Here is a 17,859-nt window from a genome sequence, read left to right as displayed (position 1 = left end):
CTACGATGTCGATTCAATTTGGTCCAGAGTATGTACGTGCCATCGCCCCTTACCAGGGCGGCAAACCAATTGCCGAAGTAGCTCGCGAGTTCGGTCTCGACGAAGCCAAGATCATCAAGCTGGCTTCCAACGAAAACCCGCTCGGCATGCCGGAATCGGCGCGGCTGGCGATGCAGCAGGCTGTCGCCGATATCGGCCGCTACCCGGATGCCAACGGCTTTGATTTGAAAGCTGCGATCACCGCTAAATATGACGTGCCGGCAGAGTGGATCACGCTTGGCAACGGCAGCAACGACATCCTCGAACTGGCTGCGCATGCCTTCGTGCAGCCGGGGCAAGCTGTCATGTATTCGCAATATTCGTTCCTGGTGTATGCATTGGCGGCACAAGCCATCGGCGCCCGCGCGATCGTCGTCAAGGCCAAGGATTATGGGCATGACCTGGAAGCGATGGCGCAGGCGATCACCGACGATACGCGCTTGATTTTTATCGCCAATCCAAACAATCCGACCGGCACTTTTATCCCGGCCGCCGAACTCGAAGCCTTCCTCGGCCGCGTGCCGCCGCAGGTCGTGGTGGTGCTGGATGAGGCCTACAACGAATATCTGCCGGCCGAACTGCAATACGATGCGATTGCATGGGTCCGCCAATACCCTAACTTGCTGGTGTCGCGCACCATGTCCAAAGCCTACGGCTTGGCCGGTCTGCGTATCGGCTTCGGCATTGCGCAACCGGCGGTCACCGATCTGCTCAATCGCATTCGTCAGCCGTTCAATGTCAATTCGCTGGCGCAAGCCGCCGCCGTTGCAGCATTGAACGACAAGGAATTCCTGCAGCGCAGCGCGCAAATCAATGCCGAAGGCTATCGTCAATTCACCCAGACCTTCGATGAGCTGGGTTTGGAATACGTGCCGTCGTTCGGCAATTTTGTGCTGGTCAAGGTCGGCGACGACGAGGCTGCCGGTGCGCGCGTCAATCTGGCGCTGCTGAAGCAGGGGATCATTGTGCGTCCGGTCGCCAATTACGGCCTGCCGCAGTGGTTGCGCATCACGATCGGTTTACCGCATGAAAATGCGGCATTCATCGAAGCGCTGAAAAAATTATTGGCCTGAACAAGGCGATCTCGACTAACCCTACTAAAGCATCGTTCGTGTTAAAAAAAATCGCTATTTTTGGTGTTGGTCTGATCGGTGGCTCATTTGCGCTGGCCTTGAAAAAGGCCGGCGCGGTCGAGCAGATCGTTGGTGCCGGCCGTAACAGCGCAACGCTGCAACGGGCGCGCGAGCTGGGGATTATCGATGTCATCGCCAGTTCGGTGGCCGATGCCGTTGCCGGTGCGGATTTGATCCTGATTGCTGCGCCGGTGGCCCAGACCGGCGCTATTCTGGCCAGCATCCAGCCTCATCTGCAAGCCGGAACTATCGTGACCGACGCCGGCAGTACAAAATCCGACGTGGTGCTTGCCGCGCGTGCGGAGTTGGGCGACAAGATCGCCCAATTCGTGCCGGGCCATCCGATTGCCGGACGCGAGCAGAACGGTCCCGATGCGGCACTGGCCGATCTGTATGTGGGCAAGAAAGTGGTGCTCGCGCCAATGCCGGAAAATGCCGAGCAGGACGTGGCAAAGGTTGCCGCCGCCTGGCAGCAATGCGGCGCCCACATCCACCGTCTGTCGGCGCAGCAGCACGATGCGATTTTTGCCGCGGTCAGCCATTTGCCGCATGTGCTGGCGTATGCGCTAGTGGACGAGATCGCCAACAAGCCGCATGCGGAATCGCTGTTCCAGTACGCCGCCAGCGGCTTTCGCGACTTCACGCGGATTGCCGGATCGTCGCCGGAAATGTGGCGCGATATTTCATTGGCGAACCAGGATGCGTTGTTGCATGAGCTGGATGCCTATCTGCTGCAATTGACCAGGCTGCGAGGCCTGCTGGCGGCTGGCGACGGTGCGGCGCTGGAGGCGATTTATGGCAATGCGCAACGAGCGCGGCACGGTTGGATCAGCGCTATCGAAGCAGCAGAAAAACAGAACAAGGAAGGCGGCGATTGATGAGTAAAACGATGAAGCATTATCCGAAATACATTGATTTGCACCCGGTGGCCAAGGTGCAGGGCACGGTCAGATTGCCGGGCTCCAAGAGCATTTCCAATCGCACCTTGTTGTTGGCGGCACTCGCCAACGGCACAACGCAGATCCTCGATCTACTGGCATCGGACGACACGCTGGTGATGTTGATGGCGCTGAAGCAGCTGGGGGTGAGCTGGGAACAGGCTGCCGGCACCCAGACTTATACCGTGCATGGCGCGAATGGCAGTTTTCCGGTGCATCAGGCCGATTTGTTCATGGGCAATGCCGGTACCGCGATCCGGCCGTTGACCGCCGCCTTGGCGGCAATCGGCGGCGACTACACCTTGCACGGCGTGGCCCGCATGCACGAGCGTCCAATCGGCGATCTGGTCGATGCGTTGAACGCGGTCGGCACCCGTATCGCATACACCGGCGTTACCGGTTATCCGCCGCTGCATATCCAGCGCGGCCAGTTGCATACGCAGCGGATGCAGGTGCGCGGCAACGTTTCCAGCCAGTTTCTGACCGCCTTGCTGATGGCGGCGCCGTTGATGGCCAAGCACGATGCGGTCACGATAGAGGTGATCGGCGAATTGATTTCCAAGCCATACATCGAAATCACGCTGAACCTGATGCAGCGCTTTGGCGTGACGGTTGAACGTGATGGCTGGCAGTCTTTCATCGTGGCTGCCGGGCAGCAGTATCAAAGCCCCAAGACCATTCACGTTGAAGGCGATGCGTCTTCCGCCTCCTATTTCCTGGCTGCTGGCGCGATCGCCGGCGGTCCGCTGCGGGTCGAGGGCGTCGGCAAAAACAGTATTCAGGGCGACGTCCGTTTTGTCGAAGCCTTGCAGCAGATGGGCGCCAGCATCACGCTCGGCGACAACTGGATCGAGGCTTCGTCGACCGGCGTGTTGAAAGCGATCGATGCCGATTTCAACCACATCCCCGATGCGGCGATGACGATTGCGGTGGCGGCGCTGTACGCCGACGGCCCCAGCACTTTGCGCAATATCGCCAGCTGGCGCGTCAAGGAAACCGACCGCCTCAGCGCGATGGCAACCGAGCTGCGCAAATTGGGCGCGACCATCGAAGAAGGCAGCGACTATTTGCGGGTCACGCCGCCGCAACAGATTCAACCTGCCACCATCGACACCTACGACGATCATCGGATGGCGATGTGTTTTTCGCTGGCCTCGCTCGATGGCGCGGCGCGGCGCGGCACGTCGGTGCGCATCAACGATCCGCAGTGCGTTGCAAAAACTTTCCCCGATTACTTCAGTGTGTTTGCGCAGATCGCCGAACAGACTTTGTTGTAAGGTCTTGCGTCGCGTATGGATCTGACACTTGCCGATGTGCGCGGCGCGTTTAGCGCGACCACTTATGCGCGCGCTCAAGAATATGTGCGGCAACGGCGGGTGCTGAGCGTCGAGCAGGACGGCGATGTGCTCAATGCCAATGTGAGCGGTAGCGAGCGTCAGGTGTACCGGCAGGAAATCTTAGTCAGCAAGTTTCATGCTGGAGCCGGAATCGATGGCGTTTGTTCTTGCCCAGTTGGCTTTAATTGCAAGCATGTGGCGGCAGTACTGATCGACTTTGTTCAAGGCGTTTCAGTGCCGCCGCTGGTCACCGGGAACAAATCCGCAGCGTTCAACGACCTGTCCGCAGTGCCGCTGTCACGTACCGTGACAGCCTGGCTGGAGCGGGTCGAAAGCGAAGCGATCGGTGCACAGAATATCCAGGCGAAGATCATCACAGGGGCCAAGACGGCGGTCGCATATCGCCTTGTGTTTGCCTTGTCGCCGTCCTATCACGGCAAGAAGGTGCTGCTGCATCTGTGTCGCGCCCGTTTGCGCAAGAACGGCGAGCTGGCTGCGGCACAGGCGGTCTCGGATGCCTCGCGCCTGTTGTACGATCCGCCTGCCTATGTACAGGAACAAGACCATGATTTGATCGGCCTGTTTCTGGCGCAAAGTTTCAGCGCCTATACGTATCAGGCTAATTGCGAACCAACCGGCAAACTGGGAGCGCAACTGCTGCGCTTATTGGTGGAGCAGGAACGCCTGCTGTGGACCAATTCGCTGTCGGATTTGAACAAAGGCATTGCTCATCCCTTGCAACTGTCCTCAGCGCGTTCTGCGGTTTTGGATTGGAGCGAGCAGCGCAATGGGGCGGAGAGCGATTTGCCGGTCGATACCTTGAGACTAGGCTGGAGATTTGCGCTGGAGCCGGGGGCGGAGGACGCCAATGACGCACTCAATACGTTGGACTATATATTGCCGACCGAGCCGCCGTGGTACATCGACAACCTGTCTTGCGGCGAATTGATTTTTCCCCAGCCTCCGCACGGAATTTCAATCAACAAGTTGAATGAGCTGGTGCTGCAGGCGCCGCTGCTTTATGCGAGCAACAAGCTGGAAGTGTCGCAGCAATTGCTGGCGCAGGGTCTGGCCGACATCATTCCGTTGCCTGATCGGGTACTGGAGACGATGCGCGACGACGTGCTGCCGCAGCCGATGCTGGTGCTGGATAGCGTCGAGAATGCCGGTGATTCGTCGCTGCTGGATTTCGCGCAACTGTATTTTCGCTACGATGGCGATTTCGTTTCCGCGCAATTCGAGCCGCTGTTGACGCGTCATAGCCGTGCCGGCTTCGAAAAAATCGTGCGCAATCAAGCTGCGGAAAACGCGTTGCAGCAAACCTTATTTGAACTCGGGATGTTTTCTTCCGCCGACGGCGGACATCCGCTGGCGGCGCTGCCAGGCCTGTTTTTCCTGGAGGATCAATCGGCATGGCTGGCATTTGCCAAGGAAGGCGTGCCGCAGTTGCTGGCGCAGGGCTGGGAGATCGACCAGCAGCCGGGCTACCGATTCGATCTGACCGAGGTCGAAGATTGGTATGCCGAGATCGATCAAGGCAACGATCAGCCCGGCAATCCGTGGTTCGACCTGGAGCTTGGCATTGTCGTCAATCAGAAGCGATTGTCCTTGTTGCCGGTATTGGTGGATTTGATTCGCCATGCGCCTGACGATTTCAATCCGCAGGTCTTGAGTGAGCGCGCCGATAGCGACGAGCTGTTGGTGACGCTGGACGACGGCGTGCGCGTGGCCTTGCCGTGGGGACGCATCAAGCCGATTCTGAACACGCTGGGCGAACTTTACTTCAACGACAAAACAGGCGATTCGGTACGGCTGTCTGCACTCGATGCGGCGCGCTTGGCCGAGTTGGATGGCAACCTGCAACTGCGCTGGCTGGGCGGCGAGCGTCTGCGCGGCATGGGGCAAAAACTCAGTGCTTTCGGCGGCGTCAAGCAGGTCGTCGCACCGCTGGGTTTGCAGGCCACCTTGCGTGACTATCAAGCGCAGGGGCTGGCATGGATGCAGTTTTTGCGCGAATACGATCTGGCCGGGATTCTGGCCGATGACATGGGTTTGGGTAAAACCATCCAGACTCTGGCGCACATCCTTACCGAAAAAGAAGCCGGCCGCCTGACCGCGCCGGCATTGGTGATCGCCCCTACCAGTTTGATGGGGAACTGGCAGGAGGAGGCCGCGCGTTTTGCACCGGCATTGCGGGTCGTGGTGTTGCAGGGGAAGCAGCGGCTGGAACGCTTTGAGCAGATTCCGCAAGCGGATCTGGTGCTCAGCACTTACGCACTGTTGCCGCGCGACGAAGAACGATTGCGCGAACATGCTTATCATTTGTTGATCCTGGACGAGGCGCACTACATCAAAAATGCGCGCTCGAAAGCGGCGCAAAGTGCGGCCTTGCTGCGCGCCCGGCATCGTCTGTGTTTGACCGGCACGCCATTGGAAAACCACTTGGGCGAATTGTGGGCGCAATTTCATTTCCTGTTGCCCGGATTGCTGGGCGATGAAAAATCTTTCAATCGCGATTTCCGCCATCCGATCGAAAAGCAGGGCAATCAAGTGCGTCGGACGCTGTTGCAGCGACGGATCAAGCCATTCCTGCTGCGCCGGACCAAAGACGCGGTAGCAAAAGAATTGCCGCCCAAAACCGAGATGGTCCGCAGTGTCGAGTTAAGCGGCGCGCAGCGGGATTTATACGAAACCGTGCGCTTGGCGATGGATAAGAAAGTCCGCGATGCGATTGCGAAAAAGGGCATGGCGCGCAGCCATATCGTTATTCTCGAAGCCTTGCTGAAGCTGCGTCAGGCTTGCTGCGATCCACGCTTGGTCAAGACCGATGCGGCCCATAGTGCCGCCGCGGGCAACGTGCCGTCAGCCAAGCTGCAGGCGCTGATGGAAATGGTGGAGGAATTGCGAGAGGAAGATCGGCGTATCCTGATTTTTTCGCAATTCACCAGCATGTTGGCGCTGATAGCGGCAGAGCTGGTGCAACGCGACATCAGCTTCACGCAACTGACCGGAGAAACCCAGGATCGTGCGGCTGCAGTGCGCACCTTTCAGCAGGGAGAGGCAGCGGTGTTCCTGATCAGTTTGAAGGCGGGCGGGGTCGGCCTTAACTTGACGGCGGCCGACACCGTGATTCATTACGATCCGTGGTGGAATCCCGCTGCGGAAAATCAAGCTACCGACCGTGCCTGGCGTATCGGCCAGGATAAACCGGTGTTTGTTTATAAGCTGATAGCCAAAGGCACGGTGGAAGAAAAGATCCAGATTCTGCAGCAGAAAAAATCCGCCTTGGCGCAAGCCATGCTGTCGCCCACCGGCGAAGCGCAAAATGGTGCGCTGACGCAAGACGATTTGCAGGCAATTTTTGCGCCGCTCAGTGACTAGTGTCGCTGCGCCAATTTGTTTTACATCCCCAGGCAGTAAGCCTATTAATTAATCGAGTATTTCCATGCCTCATTCCCATATTCCCGTCATTGCCATTGATGGCCCCACCGCGTCCGGCAAAGGCACGGTCGCGCAAAAAGTTGCACAGCATTTGGGGTTTCACTACCTGGACTCGGGCGCGCTGTATCGACTCACCGCCTTATCCGCGTTGCGGCGCAATACGCCGCTCGACGACGAACACGCCGTCGCCAAGGTGGCCGAGCATCTGCATTGCCATTTCAGCGGCGCTCACATCTTCCTGGCAAATGAAGATGTGACTGACGCTATTCGAGCGGAGGAGGTTGGCAATACGGCATCGAAAATTGCGGCAATACCAACGGTTCGGCAAGCTCTGTATGGTTTGCAACTGGGGTTTCGTCAGGCGCCGGGGCTGGTGGCCGATGGACGGGACATGGGCACGGTGATTTTTCCGCATGCGGTGTTGAAAGTATTTCTGACCGCCAGCGTTGAGGCAAGGGCGCAAAGACGCTATAAGCAATTGATTGACAAGGGATTTTCTGCTAATATGCAAGACCTCTCAAAGGATTTGACGGAGCGTGATGCGCGCGATACGAATCGCAGCTCGGCTCCGCTAAAGGCTGCGGAAGGGGCGTTTCTTCTGGAGACTTCTGAAATGACTGCTGATCAAGCGGTCGAACAAGTCCTCCACTGGTACGCTGCTGCAAAGCTGGTCTGAGTCGGAAATTGCATTAAAGAAGTTGTAACGCAAGTTGTAGTTCGGCGAGTTGCGGTTCGATTTGTAACTCGTTGTTTTTTAGAGCTTTATGTTGTGCCTTGGTGTTCGATCCGATGCAAAGTCAGATCGAATGTTGAAAAACCTAACCCAATATTGACCGCATCCCGGTACTTACATTTGTAATTACGTTGCGCGGCAATACTGATCAACTAGTCAAAACTATGTCCATCACTGTTCTCTCCCCTGCATCTGCCGGCGCTGATACTTTTGCCGCGCTATTTGAAGAATCGCTGTCACGTCAAGACATGCGTTCTGGTGAAGTGATTTCGGCTGAAGTCGTGCGCCTTGACCATAACTTCGTTATCGTCAACGCCGGCCTCAAATCCGAAGCCTTCATTCCAATTGAAGAATTTAAAAACGACAATGGCGAGCTCGAAGTAGCCGTCGGTGATTTCATCTCCGTCGCTATCGAATCGCTGGAAAACGGTTTCGGCGACACCATCCTGTCGCGCGACAAGGCCAAGCGTCTGGCATCGTGGCTCTCGCTCGAAAAAGCGATGGAGTCCGGCGAGATCGTTACTGGTACCGTCAATGGCAAGGTCAAGGGCGGCCTGACCGTTCTGACCAACGGCATTCGTGCCTTCCTGCCGGGTTCGCTGGTCGACACCCGTCCGGTCAAGGACACCACGCCGTTCGAAGGCAAGACCATGGAGTTCAAGGTCATCAAGCTCGATCGCAAGCGTAACAACGTTGTGTTGTCGCGTCGTGCAGTGATCGAAGCGTCGATGGGCGAAGAGCGTCAAAAACTGATGGAAACCTTGAAAGAAGGCACCATCGTTACCGGCGTCGTCAAGAACATCACCGACTACGGCGCATTTGTGGACCTGGGCGGCATCGACGGCCTGTTGCACATCACCGATCTGGCATGGCGTCGTGTGCGTCACCCATCGGAAGTGCTCACAGTCGGTCAAGAAATCACCGCCAAAGTACTCAAGTACGATCAAGAAAAGAACCGCGTTTCGCTGGGCGTCAAGCAATTGGGCGACGATCCATGGACCGGTCTGTCGCGTCGTTACCCGCAAAGCACCCGCCTGTTCGGTAAAGTCACCAACCTCACCGACTACGGCGCATTCGTCGAAGTCGAACAAGGTATCGAAGGCCTGGTCCACGTTTCCGAAATGGATTGGACCAACAAGAACGTGGCACCGAACAAAGTCGTTCAATTGGGCGATGAAGTTGAAGTCATGGTTCTGGAAATCGACGAAGACCGCCGCCGTATCAGCCTGGGCATGAAGCAGTGCAAGGCAAATCCTTGGGACGACTTCGCTGTCACCCACAAGAAGGGCGACAAAGTCAAGGGCGCGATCAAATCGATCACCGACTTCGGCGTGTTCATCGGCCTGGCTGGCAACATCGACGGTCTGGTGCATCTGTCCGATCTGTCCTGGACTGAAACCGGCGAAGAAGCTGTACGCCGCTTCAAGAAGGGTGACGAGCTGGAAGCCATCGTATTGGCGATCGACGTTGAGCGCGAGCGCGTTTCCCTGGGCGTCAAGCAACTCGAAGGCGATCCGTTCAACAACTTCGCTGCAATGAACGACAAGGGCGCACTGGTTTCCGGTACCGTCAAGTCGGTCGAGCCTAAGGGCGCAGTGATCCAGTTGTCCGACGAAGTCGAAGGCTACCTGCGCGCTTCTGAAATCTCCCGCGATCGCGTGGAAGATGCCGGTACGCACCTGAAGGTTGGCGACACCGTCGAAACCATGGTCATCAACATCGACCGCAAGGCTCGCAGCATCCAGCTGTCGATCAAGGCGAAAGACAATGTTGAAACCCAAGAAGCAATGCACAAGCTGTCTTCGGACTCCAATGCTGCTTCCGGTACGACCAGCCTGGGCGCACTGTTAAAAGCAAAACTCGACAACAAGAACTAAGTAGTCGAGCTAGCTAATGACAAAGTCGGAGCTGATTGCCCGCTTGGCCGAGCGTTATCCGCAACTGGTAGCCAAAGATGCGGATTATGCGGTCAAAACCATACTCGATGCGATGGCTGATTCTTTAGCTACCGGCCAGCGTATCGAGATTCGTGGTTTTGGCAGTTTTGCGCTGAATCGCAGACCACCACGGATCGGTCGCAATCCAAAATCAGGCGACAAAGTGATGGTGCCCGAAAAGCGGGTGCCGCATTTCAAGCCTGGCAAGGAATTGCGCGAACGGGTCGATGCGATGGTCGGGCAACCGATCCAGGAAGACTGAGTTGTGCGAGCAAAATCGAAACGGCATCTTCGGATGCCGTTTTTTTTCACGTACAATTTTGCCTGGATGAAGGTCAAACTCATTTGACCGTTGATTACCCATTCGGAAAAGCAGCAGCAAAAGCGATACCTATAAAATGCAGGCTCGGTTAGAAAACGGAATAGCAGTCCAATTCGACGTGGCAATGCATCTTCACAACACCAATCAGGAAAAGACATTATGAAAATTATTTCCCGGATTATTTCGATCGTGCTCTTTATTGTGTTCTTCGGTTTCGCTCTGCAGAATAAGGAGATCGTCGACCTCCAGTTCTTCCCCGGCAGCACGATGGCTGGACCGCTGGTGTTGTTCCTGCTTGGTTTTTTTCTCTTTGGCGCGATATTGGGCGTGTTGGCGATGACTCCGTCCGTATTTCGTCATCGCCGCAATGCGTCGAAAACGCAAAAAGCCCTCACTACAATACAAAAAGAACAAGAGGCACAGCGACTCGCACAGTCGCAAGCGCCGCAACCGGACAGTATCAAGAATATATAATGCGGCATGCATCAAACGTCCTGGAATGCCGCCGACCCAAGGCGACAAACACGTTTGATTTGCAATGACACTTCTCGCTCGACTCACGCATAAAGCACATCACAAGCCCGTATGGAATTTGAAATTTGGTGGTTACTCGGTATCCCGGTTTTTTTCGGCTTAGGCTGGATTGCCGCGCGGGTCGATATCAATCAATTGATATCCGAATCACGTAGCCTGCCTCGTGGTTATTTTAAGGGTTTGAATTTTCTGCTGAACGAACAGCCCGACAAGGCGATTGATGCGTTCATCGAAATCGTCAAACTGGATCCGGAAACGGCAGAGTTGCATTTCGCGCTGGGTAATCTGTTTCGCCGTCGCGGTGAAACAGAACGCGCAATCCGGGTTCACCAAAATTTGCTGGCACGTCCCGACCTGGCGCAAGAGCATCGTCTGCACGCGCAATATGAATTGGGTCAGGATTACCTGAAAGCCGGCCTGCTTGATCGCGCCGAAGAGAGCTTCAACCTGCTGACCGGCACCCAGTATGGGGCGCAGGCCGGCCGCGCGCTGTTGGAAATCTATCAGCGTGAAAAAGAATGGATGCGCGCCATCGAGGCGGCCCAGGCATTGCAGGAATCCGGCGCCGGCGGACGGCAAAAAGAAATTGCCCAGTTTTATTGCGAATTGGCGCAGGATGAGCTGGTCGACGGACATCTCGAGACCGCGATGCAATTGCTGGAAAAAGCGTTGACCAACGATCGCAATAGCGTCCGCGCCACCATGCTGCTTGGCGACGTCCATCTGGCCAAAGGCGATGTCGAGGCAGCACTGCAAGTGTGGCGCCGGGTAGAGCAACAAAGTGTCCCGCACGTGGCATTGGTGGCGCAGCGCTTGATGGATGGATATCGCGCTGTCGGACGGGCGCAGGAGGGAGTGAATCTATTGCGCTCTTACCTTGCGGAGGCATCATCGATCGACTTGCTGGAAGTGGTGTTCAAGGCGGTATTGGAACTCGACGGCGTCGATGCCACCAACCAACTGGTCAGCGATGAATTGCGGCGCACGCCGACTTTGCTCGGGCTGGATAAATTGATCGAGGCGCGTTTGATGAACGTCGCGCCGGAAATGCATTCCGAGTTGTCGGTGATAAAAAATCTGATCCATGGCTATACACAAAAACTGGCGCGCTACCAATGCAGCCACTGCGGGTTTAAAGCGCGCCAGTTTTATTGGCAATGCCCTGGTTGCAGTCGGTGGGAAACTTACCCGCCGCGTCGTACTGAAGAATTGAATGTAATGAATTAAATCCGCCGGCTCTTTTAAATTGGCATTTTTCTGAGTAGCGCTTTCACGGAATAACATGAAAATTACTATTATCGGCACCGGTTATGTCGGTTTGGTCACAGGCGCCTGCCTGGCCGAACTGGGTAACGACGTTTTTTGCCTGGACCTTGATCAACAAAAGATTGCATTGCTCAATAGCGGCGGGATTCCGATCCACGAACCGGGCCTGACCGAAATCGTCAGCCGCAATCGCGCCGCCGGACGTTTACACTTTTCTACCGATATTGCCGCCAGCGTGGCACACGGTCAGATTCAATTTATTGCAGTCGGCACGCCGCCAGACGAAGACGGTTCAGCGGACCTGAAATACGTGTTGGCGGCCGCGCGCAATATCGGCAAATATATGACTGGCTTCAAGGTGATTGTCGACAAATCGACAGTGCCGGTCGGTACAGCCGACAAGGTGACGGCAGCGATCCAGTCCGAGTTGGCCGCGCGCCAGTTGCCAGGGGATCCGATCCAGTTCTCGGTAGTGTCCAATCCGGAGTTTTTGAAAGAAGGCGCTGCAGTCGAAGATTTCATGCGCCCGGACCGGATCGTGATCGGTTGCGACGACAGTGCGGAAGGCCAGCAAGCGCATGTGCTGATGAAACAGTTGTACTTGCCGTTTAACCGTAATCACGAACGCACTTACTGGATGGATGTGCGGTCCGCCGAATTCACCAAATACGCCGCCAACGCCATGCTGGCGACGCGTATTTCGTTCATGAACGAATTGGCTAATCTGGCCGACAAGGTGGGCGCCGATATCGAAGCGGTACGGCACGGAATCGGTTCCGATCCGCGCATCGGATATAGCTTCCTGTATGCCGGTTGCGGTTACGGCGGCTCCTGTTTTCCCAAGGATGTGCAGGCGCTTGAGCGTACCGCGCGCGACTATGGTCAGGAGCTTTTGATTTTGCGTGCGGTGGAGCAGGTCAACAATAACCAGAAACATGTGCTGGGACAAAAGATCGCCGAGCGTTTTGGCGGCGACCTGAGCGGCAAACATTTCGCTTTGTGGGGGCTGGCGTTCAAACCAAATACCGACGACATGCGGGAAGCGTCGTCGCGGGTGTTGTTGCGTGAGTTGATCGACCGCGGAGCCTCGGTGGCGGTGCATGATCCGGTGGCGATGGCAGAAGCACAGCGCGTGTTGCAACTGGATTTCGCGGCGACACCCGAGGCACTGCAGCGGATACGTTTTTGCGACGATCAGAACGATGCATTGCAAGATGCCGACGCATTGGTCATCGTTACCGAGTGGAAGACTTTCCGCAGTCCCGACTTTGATCAGGTAAGAAAATGTCTCAAGGCGCCGATTGTTTTCGACGGTCGCAATCTGTATGAGCCGGATGTGATGCGTGAGATCGGTTTCGAGTATTACGGCATTGGCCGTTCAGTCCTGGCACGCGGGTGATGCGAATGAACACAAGCGCAAGCAAAAAAATTCCCGATTCGTTTGAAAACGTCCGCATTCTGGTGGTCGGCGATGTCATGCTGGACCGCTACTGGTTTGGCGACGTGAGCCGGATTTCACCGGAGGCGCCGGTCCCGGTGGTGCGGATTGAAAAGCGCGAAGAAAGATTGGGCGGCGCGGCAAACGTGGCGCGTAATATTGCGACTCTCGGTGGTGGCGCCGGCCTGCTGGGAGTGGTTGGGCAGGATGAGGCCGGGGACGTGGTCGACGGCTTGTTGAGCGACCTTGGCGTCAGCAATTTCCTGACCCGTGATCCAACCATTTCGACCATCATCAAACTGCGCGTGATCGGCCGTCAGCAGCAATTATTGAGGATTGACTTTGAAGAGGCGCCGACCGATACGGTGTTGCGCGACAAATTGACCCGCTTCAATACGCTGCTGCCCCAGTATCCGGTGATTGTTTTGTCCGATTACGACAAAGGCAGCCTGGTGAATGTGGCGGACATGATTGCAGCCGCCAAACAAGCCGGGAAGTGCATCCTGGTCGACCCCAAGGGCGATGATTTTTCATCCTACATCGGCGCCACCATCCTGACCCCCAACAAGTCCGAGTTGATGCGCATCGTCGGCAGTTGGAAAAACGAAGAAGAACTGACTGCGAAAGCGCAGAAATTGCGTGCGTCGCTGGAATTGGAAGCCTTGCTGTTGACTCGGTCGGAAGAGGGCATGACCTTATATACCGAGCAGGAAGTGATGCATTTCCCAGCTATGGCGCGGGAGGTCTATGACGTCTCGGGCGCCGGCGATACAGTCATTGCGACCATGGCGGTGATGCTGGGAGCTGGATTGCCGATTGCAGAAGCGGTGGCGCTAGCGAACCGCGCCGGCGGCATCGTGGTCGGAAAGCTGGGAACTGCTACCGTCAGCAGAGAAGAATTGCTCGGATAAGCAAAGTCTGATTTTGTGAGCATAATGTCAATTTCCTGCGTTGCTGTGCCTATAATCACGTGAACGCACCTGCGTTTGCTTGATCGATATGGTCATCATCACTTCAAAGGAGATAAGACAAATGTTTAAAAAACTACTTCTGGTATTTGCAATGTTGATTGCATCCATGAATCTGGCTTTTGCCCAAGTGGATGTAAACAAGGCTGACCTTGCGGCGCTGGATGGCATCAAAGGTATTGGTCCCGCGACTGCCAAGCGTATTCTTGATGAACGTACCAAAGGTGGCGATTTCAAAGACTGGAACGATTTTGAAAATCGGGTCTCAGGTATCGGTCACAAAAGTTCGATCAAGTTGTCGCAAGCAGGTTTGCAAGTGAACGGGAAAGCTAAGGAAAACGCCGCTCCTCAAGCTACCCCGGGCAACGAAAATTCCAAGAGCGCTGGTAAGGCTAAAGCCAAGCAAACCGACAAGTCCGCGGCGAAAGCCGGCGTTGCTAACTGATCTTATTTAAGTCCAAAAGCTCCGCGCCAAGTCGCGGAGCTTTTTCCTTCTAAATTCTTTTTAAATCAACATCAGGTTTGTACCTTTATTCGTTTTTCAGGCTTTCATACACGTAATATGGTCTCATATTAGAATGAGCCTTTTGCCCAAGATACTTGAACAAACTATGCCTTATCTGACTATTGAAGACACAATCGGTAACACGCCACTGGTACAACTGAAGCGTATCCCCGGCGACGATGCTGCTCGACGCAATAACGTGATTCTGGGCAAGATGGAAGGGAACAATCCGGCAGGATCGGTCAAGGATCGTCCTGCACTGTCGATGATCAAGTACGCCGAAGCACGCGGTCAAATCAAGCCTGGCGATACACTGATCGAGGCGACCAGCGGCAATACCGGCATTGCGCTAGCGATGGTGGCAGCAATGCGTGGTTACAAAATGGTGCTGCTGATGCCGGAAAATCTGAGCGAGGAACGCCGCCAAAGCATGGCCGCGTACGGAGCCAAGATTATCTTGACGCCAAAGACCGGCGGCATGGAATATGCGCGAGATCTCGCCACAAAAATGGAAAAAGATGGCCAAGGACTGATTCTCGATCAGTTTGCAAATCCAGATAACCCACTCGCACATTATGAGTCCACCGGACCTGAAATCTGGCGCGACACCGAAGGACGGATTACGCATTTTGTGAGCGCCATGGGGACCACCGGGACCATCATGGGAGTTTCCAAATATCTCAAAGAAAAGAATCAGGAAATCCGGATTATCGGTGCGCAACCGGAAGAAGGATCGCAAATTCCCGGCATCAGAAAGTGGCCTGAAGCCTATTTGCCAAAAATTTACGATCATTCCAGAGTGGATCAGATTGAATCCGTCAGTCAGGCTGCGTCTGAGCACATGGCGCGGAGACTGGCAAGCGAAGAGGGAATTTTTTGCGGGATATCCGCTGCGGGGGCGTGCGAAATAGCACTAAAGATTTCCCAGCAGGTAGAAAATGCGACGATTGTATTTGTCGTATGCGATCGTGGCGATCGTTATTTGTCTACCGGCGTTTTCCCTGCGTAAAGCAATCTACTATCAAAAGTAATTGCAATAACGCAGGGAGATGGTGAGCATACTTATTACTTCTGCATTTCAGCTTCGATCTTGTCTTTCGGCTTGAATTGCTTGTCGCTGATGCGGAATTTTTCGCGGCGATCACCCATCAGGTTGCGTAACTCACTGATGCTCAGAGCGCTGACTTCATGCATACGAATCAGCAAGGAGGCGCCGACCGGCAATCTGTGATGGCGGATTTTGCTGATCACAGGTGGTGCGACTTCGAGTGCGCGCGAGAGTGCGGCATCATTTTTCAGATGCAATTTGTCAATCAGCGAATCAAGCAGGTGATTAGGATCGTAAGTCACTTGTTCATCGAGTTTGTTGCTCTTTGGGGCGTCAGGGTTGGGGGTGGTGGTAATAGTCATAATTGATCGATTCCGTTATCCGGGTTGAAATATAGAAAGGGTTGCACAATACATATCGAGCTATTGTAGAGTGGGCCTTTAGTTTTGTTAGCGAAGTCGTAAGTTGCGTATTCTATACTGATTTTGAATGTATTTTTATCATAAAGAAACTCCATATTTATTCCTCATGGAACGGGTGGTACGGGCAATGATGTTGTTCTGCATGTTGAATGAAAATTTGGAAGCAAACAAAGCGACCTTTGTTTAGTGACTAAATGTACAAATAAGTTGCATAGGCTCAATTTAAAATTTTCTTATAACGAAGTCCATTGTTATTTGGTAACTTTCAGTAAAAATTGTATTGAAAACCATTTTAGAGTGGCCAACAGTTTGTATAGTGGTAAGTAAATATCGCTTAACTTTCACTTTTGGCCGGTTTTCCCCGCATTACTCTTTCCCAACCCGCAAGCCCGAGTTGTTGCAGGGTTTGCATGTTCTTCTCAAAGATCTCGGATGCTTCCGGGAACGCATCGACTGCACGCTCGACACTGTCTTCACGCAGTAGGTGCAGCGTTGGATAGGGAGCCCGATTGGTGTAATTGCTAATATCATCGCTCGTTGCGTCAGCGAATTGATAATCCGGATGGAAGCTGGCGATCTGAATTTCCCCGACTAAATCAAGCTCGTCGATCGCTGCATCGGCAACAGCGAGGAAGTCGTTGTAGTCCAGGAAATCACCCAATACCTTAGGGTGAATCAACAAAGTGGTGTCGACCGTTACCGGATCGGCTTGCTGTAGAAATTTGAGTTCATTCACCAAGTCAGTCAATAAGTCTTCCACCGTGTTCGCTTCGCTGACGACATAACGAATCTGGTTTTTAATATGGACAGCCTTGGCAAATGGACAAAGATTCAGGCCAATGACAGCTCGCTCCAGCCATGTTTTCGTGTGAGCAATTACTTCGCTGGCAGAGGCTGATATTACTGGTGTGGTAGAGAGTTTCATGCGACAGGTAGTAGGTTGTTTATGAGTGATTTTGCAAAGTTATTGGGTCGGTAACAGGGTTAAATATTATTCTTTCTTCATCGACTGCGTACTTGGTCGGTTTCGCCAGCTGCATTTCTACCTATGTGCTGCCAAGGCTTGCTCTTCATTGCTGATGCTTAAATATTAATAAGCCGGCATTGCAAGGGCTGGTGGAGCCTTCATCAAAAATGATCCGGCGAGCTAACTATTCGCCAATTAAAAACAAATCAGGTTATTCTTCCGATCCCGTGATCGCATCGCGCCGGGTTTGATTCACTTAACTATAACAATAGGCGTTATGGCCCTTAAAGCAACTATTTTCAAAGCCGATCTGCAAATTGCCGATATGGACCGTCATTATTACCAGGAGCACTCGCTCACTATCGCTCGCCATCCGTCGGAAACCGATGAGCGGATGATGGTTAGGCTGCTGGCGTTTGCGCGCCACGCCTCTTCCGCACTGGCATTCGGCAAAGGGTTGTCGGATGCGGAGGAGCCCGATCTGTGGGCGAAGGACCTGACCGGTGCAATCGATCTCTGGATCGAAGTCGGCCAGCCTGACGAAAAGCGCATTTTGAAAGCGTGCGGCCGGGCGGCTCAGGTGGTGATTTACAGTTACAGCAGCACCAGCCACATTTGGTGGAATCAAATCAGCAACAAAGTGGCACGTGCCCGCAATCTGACTGTTATCAATATTGCAGCGGCAAGCAGCCTGGCGTTGAGCCAGTTGGCTCAGCGCAACATGCAATTGCAATGCACGATTCAGGACGGCCAGATTTGGCTAAGCGCCAACGACCAAACTGTCGAAGTCGAACTGGCCGTCAGCAACGCTTGAGCAGGGGCCGTTGGCCA

At 54.6% G+C, this 17,859-nt stretch carries 16 protein-coding genes; 14 read left to right on the top strand and 2 right to left on the bottom strand.

The features are described 5' to 3' along the window. The first annotated feature begins 5 nt into the window (after positions 1–5). The 13 genes from hisC to cysM all read left to right on the top strand — a co-directional run bounded on the left by hisC (position 6) and on the right by cysM (position 15,600). Positions 6–1,112 carry a histidinol-phosphate transaminase gene (hisC, locus tag ACFPM8_RS02020; RefSeq protein WP_378994429.1) on the top strand — a complete coding sequence of 369 codons (1,107 nt, stop codon included), beginning with the start codon at positions 6–8 and terminating at the stop codon, positions 1,110–1,112. Positions 1,113–1,150: 38 nt separating this feature from the next. Next, on the top strand, positions 1,151–2,050 hold the full coding sequence (locus ACFPM8_RS02015) for a prephenate dehydrogenase (RefSeq protein WP_378994427.1): 900 nt from the start codon (positions 1,151–1,153) through the stop codon (positions 2,048–2,050). Between the two features lie 11 nt (positions 2,051–2,061). Then, positions 2,062–3,387: a 3-phosphoshikimate 1-carboxyvinyltransferase gene (gene aroA / locus ACFPM8_RS02010; protein ID WP_378994508.1), complete on the top strand. Its 1,326-nt coding sequence runs from the start codon at positions 2,062–2,064 to the stop codon at positions 3,385–3,387. Between the two features lie 15 nt (positions 3,388–3,402). Beyond that, the gene (locus ACFPM8_RS02005) at positions 3,403–6,828 is read left to right on the top strand and encodes a DEAD/DEAH box helicase (protein ID WP_378994425.1); all 3,426 of its coding nucleotides are present in this window, start codon (positions 3,403–3,405) and stop codon (positions 6,826–6,828) included. 64 nt (positions 6,829–6,892) lie between these two features. After that, the gene (gene cmk, locus ACFPM8_RS02000) at positions 6,893–7,564 is read left to right on the top strand and encodes a (d)CMP kinase (RefSeq protein WP_378994423.1); all 672 of its coding nucleotides are present in this window, start codon (positions 6,893–6,895) and stop codon (positions 7,562–7,564) included. Positions 7,565–7,785: 221 nt separating this feature from the next. Then, positions 7,786–9,498 (top strand): 30S ribosomal protein S1, encoded by a 1,713-nt coding sequence (gene rpsA / locus ACFPM8_RS01995; protein ID WP_378994421.1) that lies wholly within the window; start codon positions 7,786–7,788, stop codon positions 9,496–9,498. Between the two features lie 16 nt (positions 9,499–9,514). Then, complete coding sequence (locus ACFPM8_RS01990) at positions 9,515–9,820, top strand: integration host factor subunit beta (RefSeq protein ID WP_378994419.1); 306 nt, start codon at positions 9,515–9,517, stop codon at positions 9,818–9,820. A gap of 219 nt (positions 9,821–10,039) precedes the next feature. Then, positions 10,040–10,354, top strand: coding sequence for a LapA family protein (locus ACFPM8_RS01985; protein WP_378994417.1), 315 nt, complete (start codon positions 10,040–10,042; stop codon positions 10,352–10,354). Between the two features lie 111 nt (positions 10,355–10,465). Beyond that, complete coding sequence (lapB, locus tag ACFPM8_RS01980) at positions 10,466–11,641, top strand: lipopolysaccharide assembly protein LapB (protein WP_378994415.1); 1,176 nt, start codon at positions 10,466–10,468, stop codon at positions 11,639–11,641. A 55-nt stretch (positions 11,642–11,696) separates the two neighbouring features. Further along, positions 11,697–13,079, top strand: a complete 1,383-nt coding sequence (locus ACFPM8_RS01975) for a UDP-glucose dehydrogenase family protein (RefSeq protein WP_378994413.1) — start codon at positions 11,697–11,699, stop codon at positions 13,077–13,079. Between the two features lie 5 nt (positions 13,080–13,084). Beyond that, positions 13,085–14,029 carry a D-glycero-beta-D-manno-heptose-7-phosphate kinase gene (rfaE1, locus tag ACFPM8_RS01970; RefSeq protein WP_378994411.1) on the top strand — a complete coding sequence of 315 codons (945 nt, stop codon included), beginning with the start codon at positions 13,085–13,087 and terminating at the stop codon, positions 14,027–14,029. A gap of 121 nt (positions 14,030–14,150) precedes the next feature. Beyond that, a complete protein-coding gene (locus tag ACFPM8_RS01965; protein WP_378994409.1) occupies positions 14,151–14,531 on the top strand; it encodes a ComEA family DNA-binding protein in 381 nt (126 codons plus the stop codon). A 166-nt stretch (positions 14,532–14,697) separates the two neighbouring features. After that, the gene (gene cysM, locus ACFPM8_RS01960) at positions 14,698–15,600 is read left to right on the top strand and encodes a cysteine synthase CysM (protein WP_378994408.1); all 903 of its coding nucleotides are present in this window, start codon (positions 14,698–14,700) and stop codon (positions 15,598–15,600) included. Between the two features lie 56 nt (positions 15,601–15,656). Here cysM and ACFPM8_RS01955 read toward each other — a convergent pair whose 3' ends face one another. Beyond that, positions 15,657–16,001: a hypothetical protein gene (locus ACFPM8_RS01955; RefSeq protein WP_378994406.1), complete on the bottom strand. Its 345-nt coding sequence runs from the start codon at positions 15,999–16,001 to the stop codon at positions 15,657–15,659. Positions 16,002–16,395: 394 nt separating this feature from the next. Further along, on the bottom strand, positions 16,396–16,986 hold the full coding sequence (locus ACFPM8_RS01950) for a DUF1415 domain-containing protein (protein WP_378994404.1): 591 nt from the start codon (positions 16,984–16,986) through the stop codon (positions 16,396–16,398). Between the two features lie 319 nt (positions 16,987–17,305). On the opposite strand from ACFPM8_RS01950, the gene ACFPM8_RS01945 reads away from it, so the two are divergent. Beyond that, positions 17,306–17,842 (top strand): YaeQ family protein, encoded by a 537-nt coding sequence (locus ACFPM8_RS01945; protein WP_378994401.1) that lies wholly within the window; start codon positions 17,306–17,308, stop codon positions 17,840–17,842. Positions 17,843–17,859: the final 17 nt, after the last annotated feature.

It is taken from the genome of Paraherbaspirillum soli (genome assembly GCF_042654985.1).
Classification (GTDB): Bacteria; Pseudomonadota; Gammaproteobacteria; order Burkholderiales; family Burkholderiaceae_D; genus Paraherbaspirillum; species Paraherbaspirillum soli.
The sequence above is the reverse complement of the archived record's forward strand: the minus strand, read 5'-3'. Positions and strand labels throughout refer to the sequence as shown.